We start from the raw sequence: 19,681 nt of genomic DNA on the forward strand, positions 1-19,681 counted from the left end.
TAAAACTAGGTTTCATTATTTGAAACTTGCATGGAGACAACAGGGAGGAAACCATGTATTCCACTTTCAAGCGCACAACCGCTGCGCTGGCACTTGGCGTTGCTATGGCGGCACCGGCAGCTGCCGACCTGACCGGAGAACTTCGGATTTTTCTGGACACGTCGAACCCGGCCCCGCGCGCAACGATGGAAGCGATGATCGAACGGTTTGCAGCGCAGCACCCCGGCCTGGAAATTGAAACCACGGTGATCGACCGCGAGGCGTATAAGACCCAGATCCGCAACTTTCTGACGGCCGACACACCTGACGTGGCCACCTGGTACGCCGCCAACCGTATGAAACCATATGTCGAGGCCGGTCTGTTCGAAGACGTCTCGGATCTTTGGTCGGAACCTGAAATCGCCGAAAACCTGGCATCAACCAAAGGCGCGATGACCATCGACGGCAAACAATGGGGCGTGCCCTATACCTACTACCAGTGGGGCGTTTACTACCGCAAAGACATCTTTGATGAGCTGGGCCTGAGCGAACCGACCACTTGGGAAGAAGAGCTGGCAAATTGCCAGAAGATCGTCGATTCAGGTCGCGCTTGCTATACCATCGGGACCAAGTTCCTTTGGACCGCTGGTGGCTGGTTCGACTACCTGAACATGCGCACCAACGGGTTTGATTTTCACAACCAGCTGGCCAATGGTGAAATCAGCTGGGAAGATGACCGGGTCAAGCAGACCTTTGCCAACTGGAAGCAGTTGATCGACATGGGGGCCTTCATTGATAACCATCAGACCTATAGCTGGCAGGAGGCTTTGCCATTCATGGTCAATGGAGAAGCCGCCGCGTACCTGATGGGCAACTTCGCAGTCGCGCCCTTGCGTGAAGCAGGGCTGACCGATGATCAGCTGGATTTCTACCAATTCGTGTCAATCAACCCTGATGTCGAACTGGCTGAAGACGCGCCGACCGATACATTCCATATCCCGGCGAATGCCTCGAACAAAGAAGCAGCGCGTGAATTCCTGCGCTTTGTTGTCTCGGCGGACGAACAGACCGAGATCAACAATGGGTCAAACCTCGGTCAGCTGCCGGTGAACGCGCAATCCTCAGTAGACGATGACAAGTTCCTGCAGCAGGGTTTTTCAATGCTCTCGTCCAACAGCCCCGGCGGTGTGGCTCAGTTCTGGGACCGCGACGCGCCGGCTGAAATGGCCAAAGTGTCAATGGAAGGTTTCCAAGAATTCATGGTCAAACCAGACAATGCTGACCGTATTCTGGCCAAGCTGGAACGCGCGCGAGAGCGTATCTACGACAACTGATCAGGCTTGGGCCGGGCTGAAGCCCGGCCTACTTGACCCGCTTTGTTGGGCAGGTTTCAGCCCGCCTTCACCTCAAGAAAACCCGGGACACCCATGACCACTGCCCCCGACGCCCCAGAACAGGAAAGCTGGTTTCACATAAACCAACAGCGGATCGCCCCGTGGCTATTTTTGGCTCCGGGCCTGCTGTTCTTCATGGTCTATGTGATCATTCCGGTCTTCCAGTCCTTCAACCTGTCACTTTACGAGTGGGATGGGTTGGGGGCCGCTGAATATGTGGGAATGCGCAACTATGAAGACTTATATTGGGAGTGGGTTGACCGGGACGCATTCTATATATCGCTCAAAAACAATCTGATCTGGCTGATCCTGTACCTTCTGGCCATTCCTACGGGCCTGTTCATTGCCTTGTTTTTGAACCAGACGGTCTGGGGTATCCGCCTTTACAAATCGCTGTTCTTCTTTCCATTTGTCATCTCTCAGGTTGTTGTTGGCCTCGTATTCACGTGGTTTTACGATCCTACTTTTGGCCTTTTGAATGAGTTTCTCGGCTTATTTGGAATGGGCCCCTTGAATGTGCTGGGTGATGAGCGCCTGGTCACCTATGGCATCATCGTCGCGGGCCTTTGGCCGCAAACCGCCTATTGCATGATCCTCTACCTCACCGGACTGAATGCCGTCGATCCAGAACAGATCGAAGCCGGACGCCTGGATGGTGCCAAAGGCTTGAGAATGCTGTGGCACATCATTCTGCCGCAGTTGCGCCCGGCGACTTTCATTGCATTCGTCGTGACAATCATCGGGGCGCTGCGCAGTTTCGACCTGATCTCAATCATGACACAGGGCGGGCCATTCGGATCCTCCCGCGTGCTGGCCTATTACATGTTCGAGGTCGCCCTGTCCGAATACGGTTTCCGGATGGGGTATGGCGCGGCAATCGCTGTGGTTCTGTTCCTGATCATGCTCTGCTTCATCGCCTATTTCCTCTGGTCGATGTATCGCGAAGAAAGGGGGCGCTAAGATGTTTCCCAAACCTATCGAAAAACAGCCGCGCGCCGCGCAGATCACCTATCAGGCGATGCTGCCAATTGCCCTGTTGCTGTGGCTTGGGCCCCTGCTGGCGGTGGCTCTGTTTTCGGTCAAACCTGCGGCGGACTTCACCAACGCCAACTATTGGGGCCTGCCATCCAGTTTTGAGGGCGCAGTCAATTACGGGCTGGTTTTCTTCAACTCTGACATGCCGCGGTATTTGCTGAACTCTTTCATGATCACTATCCCCACTGTGATCGGTGCCGTTGCCCTCAGTTCCATGACCGGCTTTGCACTAGGCATCTACAAATTCAAATCGAACCTATGGATCTTCTTCATGTTCGTAGCCGGCAATTTCGTGCCATTCCAGATCCTGATGGTGCCTGTGCGCGACCTGACCCTGGATTTGGGCCTCTACAACACAAAAACCGGCCTCGTCTTGTTTCACATCGCCTTTCAGACTGGCTTTTGCACATTGTTCATGCGCAACTTTATCCGGGCCCTGCCCTTTGAATTAATCGAGGCCGCGCGGGTCGAGGGTATCAGCGAATGGCGCATCTTCTGGTACGTGGTCCTGCCGCTGATGAAACCTGCAATAGCCGCGCTCAGCGTGCTGATCTTCACTTTCATCTGGAACGATTATTTCTGGGCGGTCGTCCTGACACAGGGCGCGGAAAGCCAGCCTGTCACAGCAGGCATCACCAGTTTCAACGCCCAGTTCCGTGCCGCCTACCAACTGATGAGCGCGGGCTCGATCGTAGCAGCGCTGCCACCGGTTGCCATGTTCTTCCTGATGCAAAAGCACTTTATCGCGGGCCTGACCCTCGGAGCTGTAAAATGACAAAGATAACATTCGTCGGAGCAGGTTCCACGATCTTTATGCAGAATATCGTGGGGGATGCCCTGTTAACGCCTGCTCTGGCGGACAGTCATTTTGCGCTGATGGACATCGACCCCGTACGCCTGATGGAAAGCGAAGCTGTAGCCCGCGCTTTGATCCGTTCCGTCCGGTCAAACGCGACAGTATCCACACATACAGATCGACGCGCGGCACTTGATGGTGCCGATTTCGTTATCACTGCCTTTCAGATTGGCGGGTACCAGCCTTGCACCGTCACAGATTTTGAGATCCCCAAGCAATACGGGCTGCGCCAGACCATCGCCGATACGCTGGGCGTGGGTGGCATCATGCGGGGGTTGCGCACTGTGCCGGTCTTGTGGGACGTGGCGCATGACATGATGCAGCTATGCCCTGATGCGACATTGCTGCAATACGTCAATCCAATGGCCATCAACACCTGGGCATTGGCTGAGAGATACCCATCATTGAAGCAGGTCGGCCTGTGCCACTCGGTTCAGAACACGGTGGCGGAACTGGCACATGATTTGGACCTGCCAAAAGACGACATTCGCTACAAGGTCGCGGGCGTCAATCACGTCGCCTTCTTCCTGCGACTTGAGTATCAGGGACAAGATTTATACCCCGCCCTTCGGCAAGGTTATGTCAGCGGCAGGATCCCCAAGGCGCCGCTGCTGATGCCGCGCTGCCCCAACAAGGTGCGCTACGAAGTGATGGACCACCTTGGCTATTTCTGCACCGAAAGTTCTGAGCATTTGGCAGAATACGTGCCATGGTTCATCAAAGACGGGCGGGCGGACCTGATCGAGAAATTCTCAATCCCACTGGATGAATACCCGACCCGCTGTGTGGAACAGATGAACAACTGGAAAGAGCAGGCCAAAACCCTGACTGACTGGCGCGACATAGCCGTCACTCGCAGCCATGAGTTTGCGGCAGACATAATGAACGCAATCATCTCTGACACCGCCTACGTGGCCTATGGCAATCTGCCAAACACCGGCCAGATACCTCAGCTGCCTATGGGGGCCGCTGTCGAAACACCGTGTCTGGTTGATGCAAATGGCATTCAGCCTTCTGTCATCACAGACGTCCCACCGCAGCTGATCGCCCTTATGCGTACCCAGATCAACGTTCAGGAACTCACAGTCAGGGCATTGGTCGACCAGAACCCCGAGCATATCTATCATGCAGCCATGATGGACCCGCACACCGCCGCCGAACTGGACCTGCGCCAAATTCGAAATCTGGTGAACGACCTTCTGTCTGCCCATGCCGACTGGCTGCCAGATTGGTGCCACCCATCTCGCGCCGCTTGAATTTCACCTTTTTACAAATACTCAAATCCACCCAGACCTAAAAAAGCATCACAGAACAATGTCAAAACGCCGCTCACAGCATTGGTACGGGAAACTCGACAAGGATGGGTTCATCCATCGATCCTGGATGAAAAATCAGGGTTTTCCTGATCACGCCTTCGATGGGCGGCCAATCATCGGAATCTGCAACACATGGTCGGAGCTGACCCCTTGCAATTCCGGCCTGCGCGATCTGGCCGAAGGGGTAAAGCGCGGTGTCTGGGAGGCCGGGGGCTTTCCCGTCGAATTCCCGGTCATGTCGTTGGGCGAGACCCAGATGAAACCCACAGCCATGCTGTTTCGCAATCTTCTGGCCATGGATGTCGAAGAGTCGATCCGCGCATATGGCATTGATGGTGTGGTTCTGCTGGGCGGGTGCGACAAGACCACGCCGGGCCAACTGATGGGCGCGGCATCGGTCGATCTGCCGTCGATCGTTGTCAGCTCCGGCCCTATGCTGAATGGAAAATATCGCGGTCAGGATATTGGCTCAGGAACAGATGTTTGGAAGTTTTCCGAAGCTGTGCGCGCCGGAGAGATGACCCTTCAGCAGTTCATGAGCGCCGAATCCGGGATGTCCCGCAGTGCCGGGGTTTGCATGACCATGGGGACAGCCAGCACCATGGCGTCTCTGGTCGAAGCGATGGGCATGAGCCTGCCCACCAATGCCGCCCTGCCCGCCGTTGACGCCCGCCGCATGGCCCTCGCCCATTTGACCGGCAAGCGGATTGTCGAAATGGTCGACGAAGACCTGAAACCATCGGACATATTGACCAGGGAAGCCTTCGAGAATGCAATCCTCGCCAATGCGGCCGTTGGGGGATCGACCAATGCCGTTGTGCATCTACTGGCGCTCGCAGGTCGCGTGGGCGTTGACCTGACGCTCAAGGACTTTGAAATCGGATCAGAGATTCCCCTTCTGGTGAACTGCATGCCCTCGGGCACATACCTGATGGAAGATTTCTGTTACGCTGGCGGTGTTCCGGCTGTGTTGAGCGAACTCAAACCTTTCCTGCGCCCGGCCAGAACGGTTCTGAACAAGGACATCTCGGCCCATTTCGAAGGTGCCGAATGTTTCAACCGCGACGTCATCCGCCCTTTCAACGATCCGGTGAAGCCCGCTGCTGGCCTTCGTGTTTTGCGCGGCAATCTTGCGCCCAACGGAGCCATCGTCAAACCTTCTGCCGCAACAGATGCCCTTCTTGAAACCGAGGGTGAGGCGTTCGTTTTCGAAAACATCGAAGACCTGAAAGCCAATATCGACCGGGATGATCTGCCGGTCACACCCAAAAGCATTCTGGTGCTCAAGGGATGTGGACCCAAGGGTTATCCCGGGATGCCCGAGGTGGGAAACATGCCGATTCCGGCCAGATTGGTGAAGGAAGGCGTTCGCGACATGATCCGTATCTCGGATGCCCGTATGTCCGGCACCGCCTATGGCACCGTCATCCTGCATGTCAGCCCTGAGGCACAGGCGGGTGGCACGCTTGCGTTGGTGAAAACCGGCGACCGCATCCGCGTATCTGCCAGCGCCGGCAAGCTTGAACTGTTGGTGGACGAAAAAGAATTGGACGCGCGCCGAGCCCAATGGAACCCAGACAAGCCACATTATTCCCGCGGGTATGCCAAACTTTATGTCGATCACGTGTTGCAGGCCGATCAAGGGGCCGATCTGGATTTCCTCGTCGGCAAAGACACCCGCCTTGTGACCAGAGAGAGCCACTGATGACCCAACCAGCGACATTTCATGACTTGAACGGGTCATCCGTCTATATCACCGGCGGAGGCTCGGGCGTGGGCGCAGCATTGACGGATGGGTTTCTGGCTCAGGGGGCCAATGTGGCTTTTATCGGCAGATCGGATGCCAGCGGTTTTGTCGAAGAGATGCGCGACAAACACGGCCGCGCACCTCTGTTCATGAAGGGTGACATGACCGACACCCAGCTTCTTCACACGACAATGGCCAAAGCCGCCAAAGCCCACGGCCCCCTGAACGTTTTGGTTAACAACGCGGCCAATGACCAACGCCATACACTTGAGGAAACCACGACCGAGTTCTGGGACTGGATGATCGAGGTAAACTTGAAAGCCTATTATTTCGCCTGTCAGGAAGCGGCCCGGCAAATGAAAGAAGGCGGCGTTATCATTAATTTCAGCTCGATCAGCTACATGATGGGCAATGCAGGCTATCCGATCTATACGACATCAAATGCGGGCATTACAGGGATGACTCGGTCTTTGGCCCGCGAACTGGGACCAAAAAACATACGTGTGAATGCGCTGGCTCCCGGTTGGGTCTTGACGCAAAAACAACTGGATATGTGGGCGACGCCCGAAGATTTGGCCGCGCATTTGGATCGACAATGCCTGAAAGAACATTTGACGCCCGAAGACATGGTTGCACCGACATTGTTTCTTGCATCCAACGCCAGCCGGGCGATGACTGGTCAGTGTATGGCGGTTGATGGCGGCGTCGTGGTTTCAGGGTGACACAATGAATACTGAATGGATCGCCGCCGATTGGGGCACATCTCACCTGCGGGTCTGGGCCATGCAGGGGGCAACGGTGCTGGACTGCGCGCAGTCCGACAAAGGTATGGCACGTATCGGAGCCGACGGGTTCCAGACTGCCCTGTTGGAACTTGTTGAAAACTGGCTGAAGGATGGCCCCATAGATGTGATCGCCTGCGGTATGGTCGGTGCACGCCAAGGCTGGGTCGAAGCACCTTATTCTACCGTTCCGTCGCAACCCTTGCCGCAAGTACCGGTCCGTGTTCCCAGCACAAACTCGCGCATCCGGGCCTTCGTCATACCCGGATTAAAGCAACTGAGCCCACCAGATGTGATGCGGGGCGAAGAAACACAGATCGCAGGGTTTTTGGGTGCTCGCCAGAACTGGGATGGTGTCCTCTGTCTTCCAGGAACCCATACGAAATGGGTTCAGGTCAGCGCAGGTGAAATCGTGAGTTTCCGGACGCTCATGACCGGAGAGCTTTTTGATTTGTTAAGTGCGCAATCTGTGCTGCGGCATTCGATAGGTGAAGGATGGGATGAAAATACCTTTGCCGATGCTGTGGCGGACACATTGTCCAAACCCGAACAATTGGCTGCGCGCCTGTTCGGCTTGCGGGCTGCGGACCTGCTGCATAATCAGGACAAAGGCATCGCGCGTGCGCGGCTGTCGGGACTGCTTATTGGTGCTGAATTGGCCGCAACCCGTCCCTATTGGCTGGGTCAACAACTGGCTATCATTGGTGCAGATGCCGTATCGCGGGTCTATGCGGCAGCGTTGAAACAACAGGGCGCTTTTGTTGAGACTGCAAACGCCACCGAAGCAACGCTGGCCGGACTGGCGCTGGCGCGAAACATGACAAGGCAAACCGCATGAGCCGCCCCATCATCGCCATTCTGCGTGGCTTGCGACCACAAGAAGCTGAAGCCGTTGGTAGAGTTATCATCGATGCAGGGATCGACCGGATCGAAGTTCCACTCAATTCGCCTGATCCGCTCGACAGCGTTTCCATACTGGCCCGCGCCTTCGAAGATCACGCCCTGATAGGCGCAGGTACTGTACTAACAGTTGATCAGGTGGACGCCGTCCGGAATGCCGGAGGCAGGCTGATCGTGTCACCCAACTATGATGCTGATGTGATCAAACGGTCTGTGGCGTTGGGGATGCACAGCTGGCCGGGTGTTTACACGCCGACCGAAGCTTTTGCCGCTCTCAAAGCCGGGGCCACAGGACTTAAGCTGTTTCCTGGCGTCATGGCAGGCCCTACAGGATTGGCCGCACTTCGACCCGTCTTGCCCAAGAAAACACGCGTCTTTGCCGTCGGTGGTGCCGGGCCTGAAAATTTCGACCAATGGATCAAAGCTGGTGCCGATGGATTCGGGATTGGATCAGCGCTGTACAAACCCGGCATGGACACAGTCGAAATCGCAGAACGCGCGGGGCAGATCGTGGCAGCCTTTGACAAGGCGGCAGGATGAGTACGGTCTTTGACGACCGCCCATGCGCGTTGGGCGAAGGTCCGCTATGGCACCCCGCTCGGCAACAGCTATTCTGGTTCGACATTCTCAACAAACGCCTGATGACGCGCGAAGGCGTAAATCAGATAAGCTGGGATTTCGATGAACATGTCTCTGCCGCTGGCTGGGTGGATCGCGATACACTGCTTTTGGCGTCGGAAACGGGTCTTTGGCAGTTTAACTTGAAGTCCGGGCATCGAGCGCTGGTCACGCCGCTCGAGGCAGACAACCCAATCACCCGCTCGAATGACGGTCGCGCTGATCCCTGGGGCGGTTTCTGGATCGGTACGATGGGCAAACAGGCTGAAGCCGGGGCCGGATCAATCTATCGGTTCTGGAAAGGTACACTCAGATGTCTCGTGTCGGATGTGACGATTTCCAATGCAATCTGTTTTGCCCCGGTTCGATCCGTGGCCTATTTCTGTGACACGACGGTCAGGCAGGTCAGGCGCTGGAGCTTGAATGCAGAAAGCGGATGGCCCGAAGGAGAAAGCACGGTATTTCTGGACTTACGCAAAGAATGCCTGAACCCGGACGGTGCGGTGGTTGATGCCGACGGCAACATCTGGATCGCGCAATGGGGGGTTGGACGTGTCGCGGCCTACACGCCCGAAGGTCAATTCCTAAAGGCCATTTCCTTCGACGCGTTACATACGTCCTGCCCGGCCTTTGGCGGCGACAGCTTAGGCACGCTGTTCTGCACCTCAGCGCGCCAAGGGTTGAGCAACGCGGATATTGAATCCCAACCCACCAACGGCATGACCTTTGCAATGCCAAACGCGGGGCGAGGGCAGGCAGAACACAGGATCATATTATGAAGCCGGAACTTGGTGTGTGTTACTACCCTGAACACTGGCCCGAGGCGATGTGGGCGGAAGATGCCGCGCGCATGGTGGACACTGGCATCTCGTGGGTGCGCATAGGAGAGTTCGCCTGGAGCCGGCTGGAGCCCCACCCCGGAACCCTGCAATTCGAATGGCTGGACCTTGCGGTTGAAACACTTGGCAAGGCGGGATTGAAAGTCGTGCTTGGCACACCAACAGCAACGCCACCGCGTTGGATGCTGGACAAACATCCGGACATGCTGGCCGTGGATGCACATGGAAACGTGCGCAAATTCGGGTCACGGCGACATTATTGCTTTAGCCACCAGGGTTATGTCGATGAATGTGTCCGTATCGCAAGGGTCCTGGGGAAGCGCTATGGTCACAACCCGTATGTGGCGGCATGGCAGGTCGATAATGAGTATGGGTGCCACGACACAACCGTCAGCTATAGTACCCCGGCTCTGAACGCATTCAGGCGCTGGCTGGCTGTTCAATACAGTTCCATAGAACAGCTGAACAAGGCCTGGGGAAACGTGTTCTGGTCGATGGAGTACCGTAGCTTCGATGAGGTTGATTTACCCAATCAAACTGTAACCGAGCCTAACCCCGCTCATGTACTGGCGTTCCGTCGGTTCAGTTCAGATCAGGTTGTGGCATTCAACAAAGCTCAGGTCGATGTGTTGCGACCTTTGACCGATGCGCCGCTGTTGCACAACTACATGGGCCGTATTCTGGATTTCGACCATTTCGAGGTTGGCGCGGATCTGGATATTGCGACTTGGGACAGTTATCCGATCGGATTTCTATCGGACCGATTGGAAGATGACGAAGCCCACAAGACCGCCTTTCTTCAGCAAGGCGATCCGGACATGCAGGCGTTTCACCATGATCTTTACCGGGCAGTAGGCCGTGGCCGATGGTGGGTGATGGAACAACAACCCGGTCCTGTGAATTGGGCGCCCTATAACCCGGCACCCCTGCCCGGAATGGTACGGTTGTGGTCGCTTGAGGCTGTCGCCCACGGTGCTGAGGTTGTGAGCTACTTTCGATGGCGCCAAGCCCCCTTTGCACAGGAACAGATGCACGCGGGTTTGCTGACACCGGACAATCGCCCTGCCCCTGCCTTGCACGAGGCCCGTCAGACAGCGGATGAGCTATCCACATTGGGCGAGGTGCATCAGGCGCAATCCAAAGTTGCCATACTGTTTGATTACCCCTCGGACTGGGCCTGGACATCGCTACCGCAAGGAGCAGGCTTTGATTATTTCCGGTTGGTCTTCTCAGCTTATCGTGCATTGCGCCGGGCGGGGTTGTCGATTGATTTCGTTTCGTCCAATGACCTGTCCGCGCATTATGCACTGATCCTTGCCCCCGGACTGGCAACGATTGACCCGGATTTGGAGCGTAGGTTAACGGACAACTCGGATCTGGCAATCCTCGGCCCGCGCAGCGGCGCAATTACCCGTGATTTCCAGATCCCCGCCGCTGGTCGACCTGGCCTGAAAGGGTTGGACTGCAACGTGGATTTGGTCGAAACACTGCCCCCCGCTGTCAACCGGACGGTCCGAGGCGGCGGCGCGGCACAGCATTGGATTGATCGCCTTTCAGGATCAGCCGAAGAAACTCTGAGGTTTGATGACGGAGCGCCTGCGCTTATGGCAGGGGACGGGCTTTGGTATCTTGCAGGCTTCCCAAACGAAATATTATGGGATCGAGTCGTCGGTCTGGCTGCGGGAAAAACGGGATTGAGCCCGAAGCCAATGCCGCCAGGACTGCGACTGCGTGAGACAGCCGATCACGTGTTCTTGATCAACTATAACGCTGAACCGGTGGTCTGGAACGGGTCGACCATTGGCGGTTGTGATGTGAAAATCCTGAAGCGCAATCTGCCCGGACAGATTTGAATTCTGTCCGGGCAAATGCGTTGGTTGCCGCTTAGCACAGCGATTAGTCGCTTTTCAGGCTGTTGGGGTCAAACACCCCTCCGAAACCACTGTTGTTGGATGGCTCACTCTCGGATTCAGAAGTACCTTCGTTGCTTTCATTCTCGCTACCATCCAGCGAGTTCGGAGCGAAGACATTACCAAAACCGCTGTTATTTGACGGCTTTGGCGCGGTTTGGGCATCACCCTGCCCGGCTTTTTCCGCCTCCTGCTGTTTGCGGCGTTCCTCACGCTGCTTGCGAAGTTCCTGAATGCGTTGTTCCGCTTCCAGCTGTTTTTGCTCGCGAACATCGGCAATGCATTGCGCCGGACTGTAGGTCGCCGCTGTGCCGATAACGGTGATCGTTACAACCGCAAATGCGACCAACAACACGGCGGCCATGTTACCGGCAAAGAAACTGGGCAGCTTGATCTTTCCAGCCAGTTCCTCGACCGTTGCGTTCTTACGCGCCGCGGCCACCAGTTCCTGACGTTTCAGCTTGGCTTCGTTAAGCAGAGCGAAGAAAACCGTCAGCGCAACGATGATGAATGCCAGCGCCGAGATCGCAGGCGTGATGCCGTAGCGAACCTTCTGAGCCAGCTCAATCGTCAGCGTCGGGTATTCACCAAAGGTGAAAGTGGTGGTGTTGTAGTTCTCGAACGAAGCCAAGAATGCCAGCACCGCCGCCGAGGCAATCGCCGGGCGCATGAACGGCAGCAGGATTTTGCGGAAAGCCTGAGCGTGGCTGGCCCCAAGGTCCAGCGCAGCCTCGGTCAGGGCGACATCATAACGCTGCAACCGCGCCACCAGCACCAGCATACAGTAACTGGCGATGAAGGTGGATTGGCCGATCACCGTCAGGAAAATACCGTTCGACAGAAAGCTGTCTGCACCCAGCCCCAGCATCCGGTTGATCCGGTCCCAGAAGACCAGCGTCGAGATACCAAGAACCACACCGGGGATCAGGATCGGTGCGATGATGACAGTATAGTAGGTCGCGCGAAGCTTCGGCCAGATCTGGGTCAGCATCAGCGCGCCTGCCAAACCCATCGCCACGGACAGGATCACTGTGCCGATTCCGATGATCAGCGAGTTCTTGATACCGTTCAGGATGCGCTGATCCTGAAACAGTTCGCCAAACCACTGGAATGTCAGACATTCCCATGGGCTCATTCGGGGGAAGCCGGACGAGTTGAACGCGGTGATCGACATGATCACAAGCGGGCCCAGCAGATACAGGAAGAAGATCGCCAGATAGACCCAGATGCTTATACGGAGGAAGGAATTGTTCATTTCCCGATATCCCCCATGTTCACTTTGAACAGGCGCATCATGGCCAGCACGAACAGAATACAAGTGACCAGCAGAACGATCGCGTAGGCGGCGCCCTGTGGCCAGTCGTTGTTGTCATTGAACTGCTGATAGATCAGTTGGGTGAACCACAGACTGGACGGCCCGCCCAGAATTTGCGGCGCAGCCAACGCACCGGCGGACAACATGAAGACCATGGTACAGCCCGAGCTGATCCCCGGCTTGGCATAAGGAATGACCACACGCCAATGTATCCGCCACCACGGCGCCCCAAGGTCGCGTGCTGCTTCGATCTGGTTTTTGTCCAGACTTTCAATCACGTTATACATCGGGAAAATCATCAGCAGAATGTAGGCGTATCCCAGACCCGCATAGAGCGCGATGTCATTGCGAATGAAGTCGAACGGCGTATCCCAGATGCCCAGTCCCGTGAACAACGTGTTCAACACACCTGTTTCCCCAAAGATGATGCGCAGCGCAAAGGCGCGCAGGATTTCGTTGATCCAGTAAGGGATGATCAGCATGATCGCAAAGATACGAATATGGCTACCTTCGGCCTGACCCAGGTAATAGGCAATCGGATAGCAGATGATCAGGTTGAAAACCGTCACAAAAACCGCAGCCACAAGAGTTCGGAAAAACACCCTCAGATCAACGGTGTTGTAGTCCTGACTGCCGCCTTCGGGGCCATAAATCAGATATTTGTAGTTCTCTAGCGTATATACGTCTTTGGGTCCGCCGATCTCTGGCGGCGGCAGGTTCGGACGGAACGAGAAGTCCAACATCGACAGCTGCGGAAGGATGATCAGGCCGATGGTCCAGAACAGAACCAGACCCAGGATCGCCACTCCCATGCCGGTGCCGTTGCGATTGAAGAAGTCTTTCAGAAACTGGGGCATGAGTATTTCCCCTTATTCTGCAGCCAGTTCACCCGCAGGAACGATGACGGCATTATGCGTCTTGTATTCCAACGTGATGTTCTGTCCGGTGTGGTCCTCGAAGGATTGTCCATGGTTCGGGATCGACACCTTGATCTCTTTTCCGCCTTCACCTTCGGTAAAGATGTTGAAGACGTTGCCTTCGAATTCTTCGTGGTTGACCCGCGCGGTAACAAAATGGTCTCCCGAAGCCCCCTCGGGCGCAATGGCGAAAGCTTCGGGGCGAATGAACATCATCGCACTATCGCCTTCTTTCATCTTGCCTTGGTTGGCGGTCGATATCCGTGCAACCAGGTCGCCCGAACGGTTGGTCGAGATCAGCGCCTCGTTGCCCATGACCTGTTTGATCTTGCCACGGAAAACGTTGTTTTCGCCGACAAATGAGGCCGCGAAAGCCGTGTTGGGATCGTTGTAGATGGTTTTACCGTCGGCAATCTGGTCAATCACACCTGCACGCATGACGGCGATATTGTCTGACATGGTCAGTGCCTCGCCCTGGTCGTGTGTGATGTAGATAAAGGTAATGCCCACACGCTGCTGTATCTCACGCAGTTCCGTTCGCATGTGCTGGCGCAGTTTGAGGTCAAGTGCCGACAAAGGTTCATCAAGAAGCAGAACATCCGGCTCGGCGCAAAGGGCGCGAGCGATGGCCACTCGCTGACGCTGACCCCCAGACAATTCGCTAGGAAGTTTGTCGCCTTGCCCCGGCAGCGCGATCATGTCCAAAAGCGCATCAGCGCGCTTGCGCCGTTCGGCGCTGCTGGCACCTTTGATTTCCATCGAGAACGTGATGTTCTCCCAGACCTTCATCAAGGGAAACAACGCCAGGTTCTGAAAGATCAGAGCAGTGGGGCGTTTGTTAGGTCCGATGCCCCGCATGTTCTTGCCGCCGATCAGAACATTGCCTTCGCTAGGCTCGAGAAAGCCGGAAACAGCCCTTAAGATCGTTGTTTTTCCGCAACCCGAGGGCCCGAGGAACGAAAAGAAATCGCCCCCGTTTATATTGACGTTTGCATCGCGCACGGCGACGAAGTCACCGAAACGGATCCACAGGTTTTCCAGATCGACTCCGACCCCTGCACTCATTTTTGGTATCTCCCTGAGGTGTGTGCTGTCACCACACCACATAGCTTTCCGTTACGCCGGAGCGGCGCACAGATTGTTGCCCCCCGCAGAACGCGAGGGGCATGGTTTCAGATCGCTTATGCGCTCTTGAACTTGTTGACGAACTCGGTCCGCGTTTCAGCATACCATGGTGCTTCGGCCGGCCACGGGTTGAGGTTGGCCAGCGAGTCGCCCGGATAGGCCTCGGCAAAGTTCTTCTTGTAGGTGTCGCCAGAATACTGGTCAGCCCCCAGAACAGGAGAGTTGTACCCGTGGCTGTCGATGGCAACACCGGCAGGTTTGGCCTGATAGGCGAAGTCGATGAAGGCATAGATCTGGTCGATATTCGCCGCACCAGATGGAATCGACATCCCGTCAACCCATGCCATCGCCCCTTCGATAGGCGCCTGATAGTGCACCGGTTCACCAGCCGATTTCAGTGCCAGTGGCGGACCGTCCCAGGTCTGACCGACAACAACACCTTCGTTCAGAAGGCCGTTCTTCTGCGTGTCGGCGTCGTTCCAGATCAGCTTGATGCGATCCTTACGTGCAATGCACCAGTCGGTGATCTGTCCCCAGACCTTGCGCATGGTTTCTTCATCGCCATATGCGGCCCAGACCGAACCCGGCTCCATCTCGCCGGAACGCTCCATGTAAAGACCAGCGCCAAGCATCATAGAATGCGCGCGGCCCATGGTCTTGCCTGCGTTTTCTTCCGACCAGACGTCGCCATAGGATGGTGCATCCCCAGCCGGCAGCCACAAGTCGGTGCGGTATGCAATACCTTCGGTGCCCCAGATATGCGGCAACCAGTGGACCCCGGCGCCGCCAAAGTTCCAAGCATCCGTACCGATTTTGGCCATGGCAGGGTTCACCAAGTCGACCGGAACCTTGTTCATGTCAAAGGGCTGCAACAGCTCCAGCGGCTCCCACTGCAACGAGCGGTTGTTGGTCGGTGAGACGATGTCAAAGCCCTGACCTTTGGTTGCCTTCATCTTGTTGATGATTTCTTCGTTTGAGCCGATCCCGGTGTAGTTCACCTTGATGCCGGTAAGGGTCTCAAACTCTTCGATAAAGCTGGGCGGCAGGTAATCCGACCACATCAGGATGTTGATTTCACCGGACGACGCCAGTGCGCTCTTGCTGTAAAGAGGCGCGGCAAGTGCAGCGGCACCCGCTCCTTTCAAAACAGTGCGTCTGGAAAGTGATGATTTGGTAACCATAGTGTTCTCCCGTTGTTGGACTCGATTTTTTTGTTTTCTATTCATAGGACTTTCTGCGCCCATCCGTCAGTCCAAAAGTGACAGTTTGCGAAAATCTTATGTCCAGTTTCGCGATTTGACACGTCTAAGCTGAATTATGAGGCGCCGCATTCTCCTGCCAAACGGTAATGTCCTTTGGATTGACCGGATCTGAACCAAGCAAAATTTGACGTGCAAGGCCAACAGGCAAAGGCTTTGAAACGTCACTGAAGTTGAACGCGTAGTAGGTCGAGCCGCGTTGGGTTATGCGCAAATCGGGATCGCAAGGCGTTGCATTTATCCCAGCCCAGTTCAGTACCTCACCGACAATCGCTTGCAAAAGCTCATTACGCGGAACCATTGCCAGATAGGTCGTGCGGTCAGAACGGATGACCGCCGGGCTGGCATCGCAATAAGCGCTCTTGAAGCGGGCCAAAACGTGCTCTTTGGTTTCGACGATTTCACGCCAGCCCGTGAATTCGAGTTGCTGACCATCGGGAAGAATCACAGCCTCCTGCGCAAGTGAAGGGAGTGATTCGACGCGCGTGACACGGATACCTGTTAACTTTGCCAGTTCGCCCGGAGCCAGATTGGAAGGAGTGTTCATCCCGGATGTCTTGCTGCCGGAACGGGCACCTATCAGTATCTTGGCTCCCGAAGCGTCAAGCTTGTCTGCAAGGTCAGCCGTCACGATCATGCTTTGCGGTAATACGATGAGGGCATAGTCGCTCAGTTCATCTTCAGGGCCAACAAAATCAAGATCGACCCCAAAACCACGAATAGCAGTGTGCCACTCGCGAAAAATCTGGACATTGGGGAAATCCCTGTCATGCGGCAGGATATCCGCCGCCCAGATCGAGGTATAATCCAGCAGCATTGCAACCCGCGCTTTTGCCCGCCTCTCGGGTGGCAAAATGGCGCGATCCTTCACGATCTGGGCCAATTCAACAGCGGCCTGATCCAGGCTGCCATCTGACCGCAATATCGCTGTATGGTATTGTTCTTGAGCAGATTTTGCCTGTCGCCAGCGAAAGAACATCACGGCTTGCGCGCCATGTGCATAGGCCGCCCAGGTCCAAAGCCGAACCATCCCCTCTGCCGGAGAGGGGTTCTTATCGGCCCAATCTACCGGACCCGGCTGCTGTTCCAGAACCCACATCCGACCGCGCCCCTGACTGCGATATAAATCACAATGAAATCCCTGATAGTCCGGTGCGCCGGTGCGCAGATAACGGCGCTTTTCTTCATCCGAAAGGGAAGAGCCCAATAGGTTCCCCAGCGGGTAACTGTCGAACCCGACAATATCCAGATCAGCAGCCACGACGTGGTGATCGAACTCGAAACTGCCTGCCATAAAGTTATGGGTGATATCCCGGCCCGGCGCATATTTGCGCAGAACATCCACCTGCGTTTTGTTGAACAGCCGAACCCGCTCTGAAGAATAGCGCGCGAAATCCAGCGCGTGGGCTGGATTGGGCATGGCGACCAGCCCGTTGGGCAGTTCGATCTGACCAAACCGTGAGTAAAGCGACCCCCAGAAAACGGTTCCCCACGCGTCGTTCAATACGTCGATTGCACCATATCGTTCCTCCAACCAGTTCTGAAAACCAGTCCGCGCGGCATCGGAATAGCTGAGAACTGTATCGTGGTCGTTATACTCATTGTCGATCTGCCACGCTTGTACATACGAATTCTGACCATATCTGCGAGCGTATTCGGTTGCGATCCTTTGCGCCTCGGTCAGATAAACCTCACTGGAAAAACAATAATGCCTGCGCGAACCGAACCCTCTGACCCGACCATCCGGCCCTACAGGCAGGATTTCGGGGTACTCATCGATCAACCATTTTGGGGGGGCGGCTGTTGGGGTGGACATCATGACCCGCAGACCGGCTTGCCCCAAAATCTCAATCACCTCATCCAGCCAGCCCCAGTGGAACTGACCGCGCGCGGGTTCGATCAGGCCCCAGGTGAATTCAGCAATCCGCACCCAATCCAACCCCATATCTGCCATTCGGGCAGCATCGTCTCGCCATTGCAAAGGGTCCCACTGTTCGGGGTAGTAACAAACCCCAAGTTCCAGCGCGCTCATCGTGTGTCCTTTGCCGTGCGTCGTTCGATCCACTTCAGGAAACTGGCGCAGCCGAGTGTGAGAACGACATACAGGATTGCTGCCGTGTTGAAGGGGGCAAAGGGCAAAAAGCTAGCCGCCTGAAATTCTCGCATCCTCTGGGTCATGTCGCGGACGGACAGGATTGACAGCAATGACGTGTCCTTGATCATCGCGATAAACTCATTGCCAAGCGGTGGAGCTACAATCCGAAGGGCTTGCGGCAGAACAATAAGCCGCGCCGTATGCCATCGCGACAAACCCAGAGAGCTGCCCGCTTCCAATTGGCCTTTTGGTATCGCCTCGATCCCGGACCGGAAAATTTCGGCCATATAGGCGGAATAACCAACCGAGATCGCGATAATCCCCCGTGTCATATTGGTCATATCGATACCGCCGCCGGTAACATCCTTGACTGCGCCCGCCAGCGGCAAACCGATATAAAGAATGATCACCAGCATCGGAATGCCACGTATCGTATCCACGAAAAACTCGGCCCCGACCGCAAGCGGATGCAGCTTATGCTGAGCCCCGCCGATGGTCAGTGTCAGCAACAAAAACCCGAGCACGGCAAATGCCAGGGCTGGATTGCGGTACTTGTCGGGTAGAAATCTTGTTTGCCACAGGACCGGATAACCTTGCGAATGCGCCTCCTCCGGGATAAAAGCGCCCGAGACACTGTCGACCGTTTCGATTTGTTCAAGCGCGGCAGTGGCATCGGTTGCGCTGCGGATGCGATACTGCTGACCGCCGGCCCCATCGAACTCGCCAAACCGGATAATGTCAGCCTGCGCCTGCGGCGTGCCGCGCACAACCGCGATACGCCCCTCGGTGCTGCCCACCAGAACAAAGCTGACCTGCGGCTGCATGAAGAAAAAGGCCGAGGCTGCCAACAATGCCAAACTGATCGAACCATAGACGACCGTCGTACGTGCCTTTGGTTTGAACGATTGCAGCCCGACCCAGACCAAACCAAGAATGGCCGCGAAGATATAGGCAAAAATGGCCGCACGGAATGTAATGGCCACCCCGGTTGCGAACTGCCAATGAGCCATGAACATGAGATAAAACAGAACCGCGCCCGTGAGACACTCCAACCCCAACAAGACGCGCCTGCGCCAGGGCGGCTGCAAACGTGCCGAAATCAGGCATAGTGCGACGACAGCCGCGTAAACTGTGAGGAAAACTTGTAGTCCCGACTGAACCTTGGCGATCACGTCCGGAAACAGTACCCAGGTCTGACTGGATCGATCGATAAGGGGTGAGGTGTTTTCGCTGAGCGCATGAAAGAAGACCGACTCGGCAAATGGCATCAGAAGCTGCGGAGAAACAAAGCTGATGACCAAAAGCGCCGCAGCAGCCGGTAACGCAGCAAGCGCACTGAACCTCAACCAGCCGGGGGAGTTTTGTGAAAACCGCGCGTACCGGGCGCAAAGATATCCAAGGATCGCAACGGTCGAAATCAGCAGAAACCCTACAAAAATGGGCCCCGCGTCGATGCCGATCCCCAGAATTGCGACCAACGACCGCAAGTATTTTGAGGATGTAGCGAACAGGTAGATAATAAAGGGCGCTGCAGCGAGCAACACCAGGTTACTCGGGCGGATCGTGCTGAGGCGCGACATGGAAATTCTCCGCT

Annotated in this window: 16 protein-coding genes; 10 read left to right on the forward strand and 6 right to left on the reverse strand. The window is 55.9% G+C overall.

Translation table 11 applies throughout. The features are described from left to right. Positions 1-53 precede the first annotated feature (53 nt). From ACR0AP_RS12575 to ACR0AP_RS12620, 10 genes are all read left to right on the forward strand, one after another. Positions 54-1,313 carry an ABC transporter substrate-binding protein gene (locus ACR0AP_RS12575; RefSeq protein ID WP_480507003.1) on the forward strand — a complete coding sequence of 420 codons (1,260 nt, stop codon included), beginning with the start codon at positions 54-56 and terminating at the stop codon, positions 1,311-1,313. Between the two features lie 93 nt (positions 1,314-1,406). Beyond that, positions 1,407-2,333, forward strand: a complete 927-nt coding sequence (locus ACR0AP_RS12580; RefSeq protein WP_480507004.1) for a carbohydrate ABC transporter permease — start codon at positions 1,407-1,409, stop codon at positions 2,331-2,333. A 1-nt stretch (position 2,334) separates the two neighbouring features. After that, the gene (locus tag ACR0AP_RS12585; RefSeq protein ID WP_209507605.1) at positions 2,335-3,183 is read left to right on the forward strand and encodes a carbohydrate ABC transporter permease; all 849 of its coding nucleotides are present in this window, start codon (positions 2,335-2,337) and stop codon (positions 3,181-3,183) included. Continuing rightward, positions 3,180-4,520, forward strand: a complete 1,341-nt coding sequence (gene melA / locus ACR0AP_RS12590; protein ID WP_480507005.1) for an alpha-galactosidase — start codon at positions 3,180-3,182, stop codon at positions 4,518-4,520. Before ACR0AP_RS12585 ends, melA begins: the two co-directional genes overlap by 4 nt. A 58-nt stretch (positions 4,521-4,578) precedes the next feature. Further along, positions 4,579-6,285 (forward strand): IlvD/Edd family dehydratase, encoded by a 1,707-nt coding sequence (locus ACR0AP_RS12595; RefSeq protein WP_480507006.1) that lies wholly within the window; start codon positions 4,579-4,581, stop codon positions 6,283-6,285. After that, complete coding sequence (locus ACR0AP_RS12600) at positions 6,285-7,049, forward strand: SDR family NAD(P)-dependent oxidoreductase (RefSeq protein ID WP_480507007.1); 765 nt, start codon at positions 6,285-6,287, stop codon at positions 7,047-7,049. The genes ACR0AP_RS12595 and ACR0AP_RS12600 overlap by 1 nt, the downstream gene beginning before the upstream one ends. Positions 7,050-7,053: 4 nt before the next feature. Then, a complete protein-coding gene (locus ACR0AP_RS12605; RefSeq protein WP_480507008.1) occupies positions 7,054-7,947 on the forward strand; it encodes a 2-dehydro-3-deoxygalactonokinase in 894 nt (297 codons plus the stop codon). Continuing rightward, entirely contained in the window at positions 7,944-8,549 is a 606-nt protein-coding gene (locus tag ACR0AP_RS12610) for a 2-dehydro-3-deoxy-6-phosphogalactonate aldolase (RefSeq protein WP_480507009.1), read from the forward strand. The genes ACR0AP_RS12605 and ACR0AP_RS12610 overlap by 4 nt, the downstream gene beginning before the upstream one ends. Continuing rightward, a complete protein-coding gene (locus ACR0AP_RS12615; protein WP_480507010.1) occupies positions 8,546-9,406 on the forward strand; it encodes an SMP-30/gluconolactonase/LRE family protein in 861 nt (286 codons plus the stop codon). Before ACR0AP_RS12610 ends, ACR0AP_RS12615 begins: the two co-directional genes overlap by 4 nt. Continuing rightward, on the forward strand, positions 9,403-11,319 hold the full coding sequence (locus ACR0AP_RS12620) for a beta-galactosidase (RefSeq protein ID WP_480507011.1): 1,917 nt from the start codon (positions 9,403-9,405) through the stop codon (positions 11,317-11,319). The genes ACR0AP_RS12615 and ACR0AP_RS12620 overlap by 4 nt, the downstream gene beginning before the upstream one ends. A gap of 43 nt (positions 11,320-11,362) precedes the next feature. Here ACR0AP_RS12620 and ACR0AP_RS12625 read toward each other — a convergent pair whose 3' ends face one another. The 6 genes from ACR0AP_RS12625 to ACR0AP_RS12650 form a co-directional block, all read right to left on the reverse strand. Further along, on the reverse strand, positions 11,363-12,631 hold the full coding sequence (locus ACR0AP_RS12625) for an ABC transporter permease (protein ID WP_480483655.1): 1,269 nt from the start codon (positions 12,629-12,631) through the stop codon (positions 11,363-11,365). Then, the gene (locus ACR0AP_RS12630; protein WP_209597330.1) at positions 12,628-13,548 is read right to left on the reverse strand and encodes an ABC transporter permease; all 921 of its coding nucleotides are present in this window, start codon (positions 13,546-13,548) and stop codon (positions 12,628-12,630) included. Before ACR0AP_RS12630 ends, ACR0AP_RS12625 begins: the two co-directional genes overlap by 4 nt. Positions 13,549-13,560: 12 nt before the next feature. Further along, positions 13,561-14,673, reverse strand: coding sequence for an ABC transporter ATP-binding protein (locus ACR0AP_RS12635; protein WP_480483654.1), 1,113 nt, complete (start codon positions 14,671-14,673; stop codon positions 13,561-13,563). 116 nt (positions 14,674-14,789) lie between these two features. Beyond that, positions 14,790-15,914 carry an extracellular solute-binding protein gene (locus tag ACR0AP_RS12640; RefSeq protein WP_209507630.1) on the reverse strand — a complete coding sequence of 375 codons (1,125 nt, stop codon included), beginning with the start codon at positions 15,912-15,914 and terminating at the stop codon, positions 14,790-14,792. A gap of 124 nt (positions 15,915-16,038) precedes the next feature. After that, a complete protein-coding gene (locus tag ACR0AP_RS12645) occupies positions 16,039-18,024 on the reverse strand; it encodes a beta-galactosidase (protein WP_480507012.1) in 1,986 nt (661 codons plus the stop codon). Beyond that, positions 18,021-19,667, reverse strand: coding sequence for an amino acid ABC transporter permease (locus ACR0AP_RS12650; protein ID WP_480507013.1), 1,647 nt, complete (start codon positions 19,665-19,667; stop codon positions 18,021-18,023). Before ACR0AP_RS12650 ends, ACR0AP_RS12645 begins: the two co-directional genes overlap by 4 nt. Positions 19,668-19,681: the final 14 nt, after the last annotated feature.

It is taken from the genome of Ruegeria sp. AF7 (assembly GCF_056541885.1).

Excerpts from the sequence above, each read along its gene's own strand:
- ACR0AP_RS12605 (WP_480507008.1), top strand. The coding sequence starts at position 7,054 with ATGAATACTGAATGGATCGCCGCCGATTGGGGCACATCTCACCTGCGG.
- ACR0AP_RS12620 (WP_480507011.1), top strand. The coding sequence starts at position 9,403 with ATGAAGCCGGAACTTGGTGTGTGTTACTACCCTGAACACTGGCCCGAG.
- ACR0AP_RS12625 (WP_480483655.1), bottom strand. The coding sequence starts at position 12,631 with ATGAACAATTCCTTCCTCCGTATAAGCATCTGGGTCTATCTGGCGATC.
- ACR0AP_RS12630 (WP_209597330.1), bottom strand. The coding sequence starts at position 13,548 with ATGCCCCAGTTTCTGAAAGACTTCTTCAATCGCAACGGCACCGGCATG.
- ACR0AP_RS12640 (WP_209507630.1), bottom strand. The coding sequence starts at position 15,914 with ATGGTTACCAAATCATCACTTTCCAGACGCACTGTTTTGAAAGGAGCG.
- ACR0AP_RS12580 (WP_480507004.1), top strand. The coding sequence starts at position 1,407 with ATGACCACTGCCCCCGACGCCCCAGAACAGGAAAGCTGGTTTCACATA.
- ACR0AP_RS12595 (WP_480507006.1), top strand. The coding sequence starts at position 4,579 with ATGTCAAAACGCCGCTCACAGCATTGGTACGGGAAACTCGACAAGGAT.
- melA (WP_480507005.1), top strand. The coding sequence starts at position 3,180 with ATGACAAAGATAACATTCGTCGGAGCAGGTTCCACGATCTTTATGCAG.
- ACR0AP_RS12645 (WP_480507012.1), bottom strand. The coding sequence starts at position 18,024 with ATGAGCGCGCTGGAACTTGGGGTTTGTTACTACCCCGAACAGTGGGAC.
- ACR0AP_RS12585 (WP_209507605.1), top strand. The coding sequence starts at position 2,335 with ATGTTTCCCAAACCTATCGAAAAACAGCCGCGCGCCGCGCAGATCACC.
- ACR0AP_RS12610 (WP_480507009.1), top strand. The coding sequence starts at position 7,944 with ATGAGCCGCCCCATCATCGCCATTCTGCGTGGCTTGCGACCACAAGAA.
- ACR0AP_RS12615 (WP_480507010.1), top strand. The coding sequence starts at position 8,546 with ATGAGTACGGTCTTTGACGACCGCCCATGCGCGTTGGGCGAAGGTCCG.
- ACR0AP_RS12575 (WP_480507003.1), top strand. The coding sequence starts at position 54 with ATGTATTCCACTTTCAAGCGCACAACCGCTGCGCTGGCACTTGGCGTT.
- ACR0AP_RS12650 (WP_480507013.1), bottom strand. The coding sequence starts at position 19,667 with ATGTCGCGCCTCAGCACGATCCGCCCGAGTAACCTGGTGTTGCTCGCT.
- ACR0AP_RS12635 (WP_480483654.1), bottom strand. The coding sequence starts at position 14,673 with ATGAGTGCAGGGGTCGGAGTCGATCTGGAAAACCTGTGGATCCGTTTC.
- ACR0AP_RS12600 (WP_480507007.1), top strand. The coding sequence starts at position 6,285 with ATGACCCAACCAGCGACATTTCATGACTTGAACGGGTCATCCGTCTAT.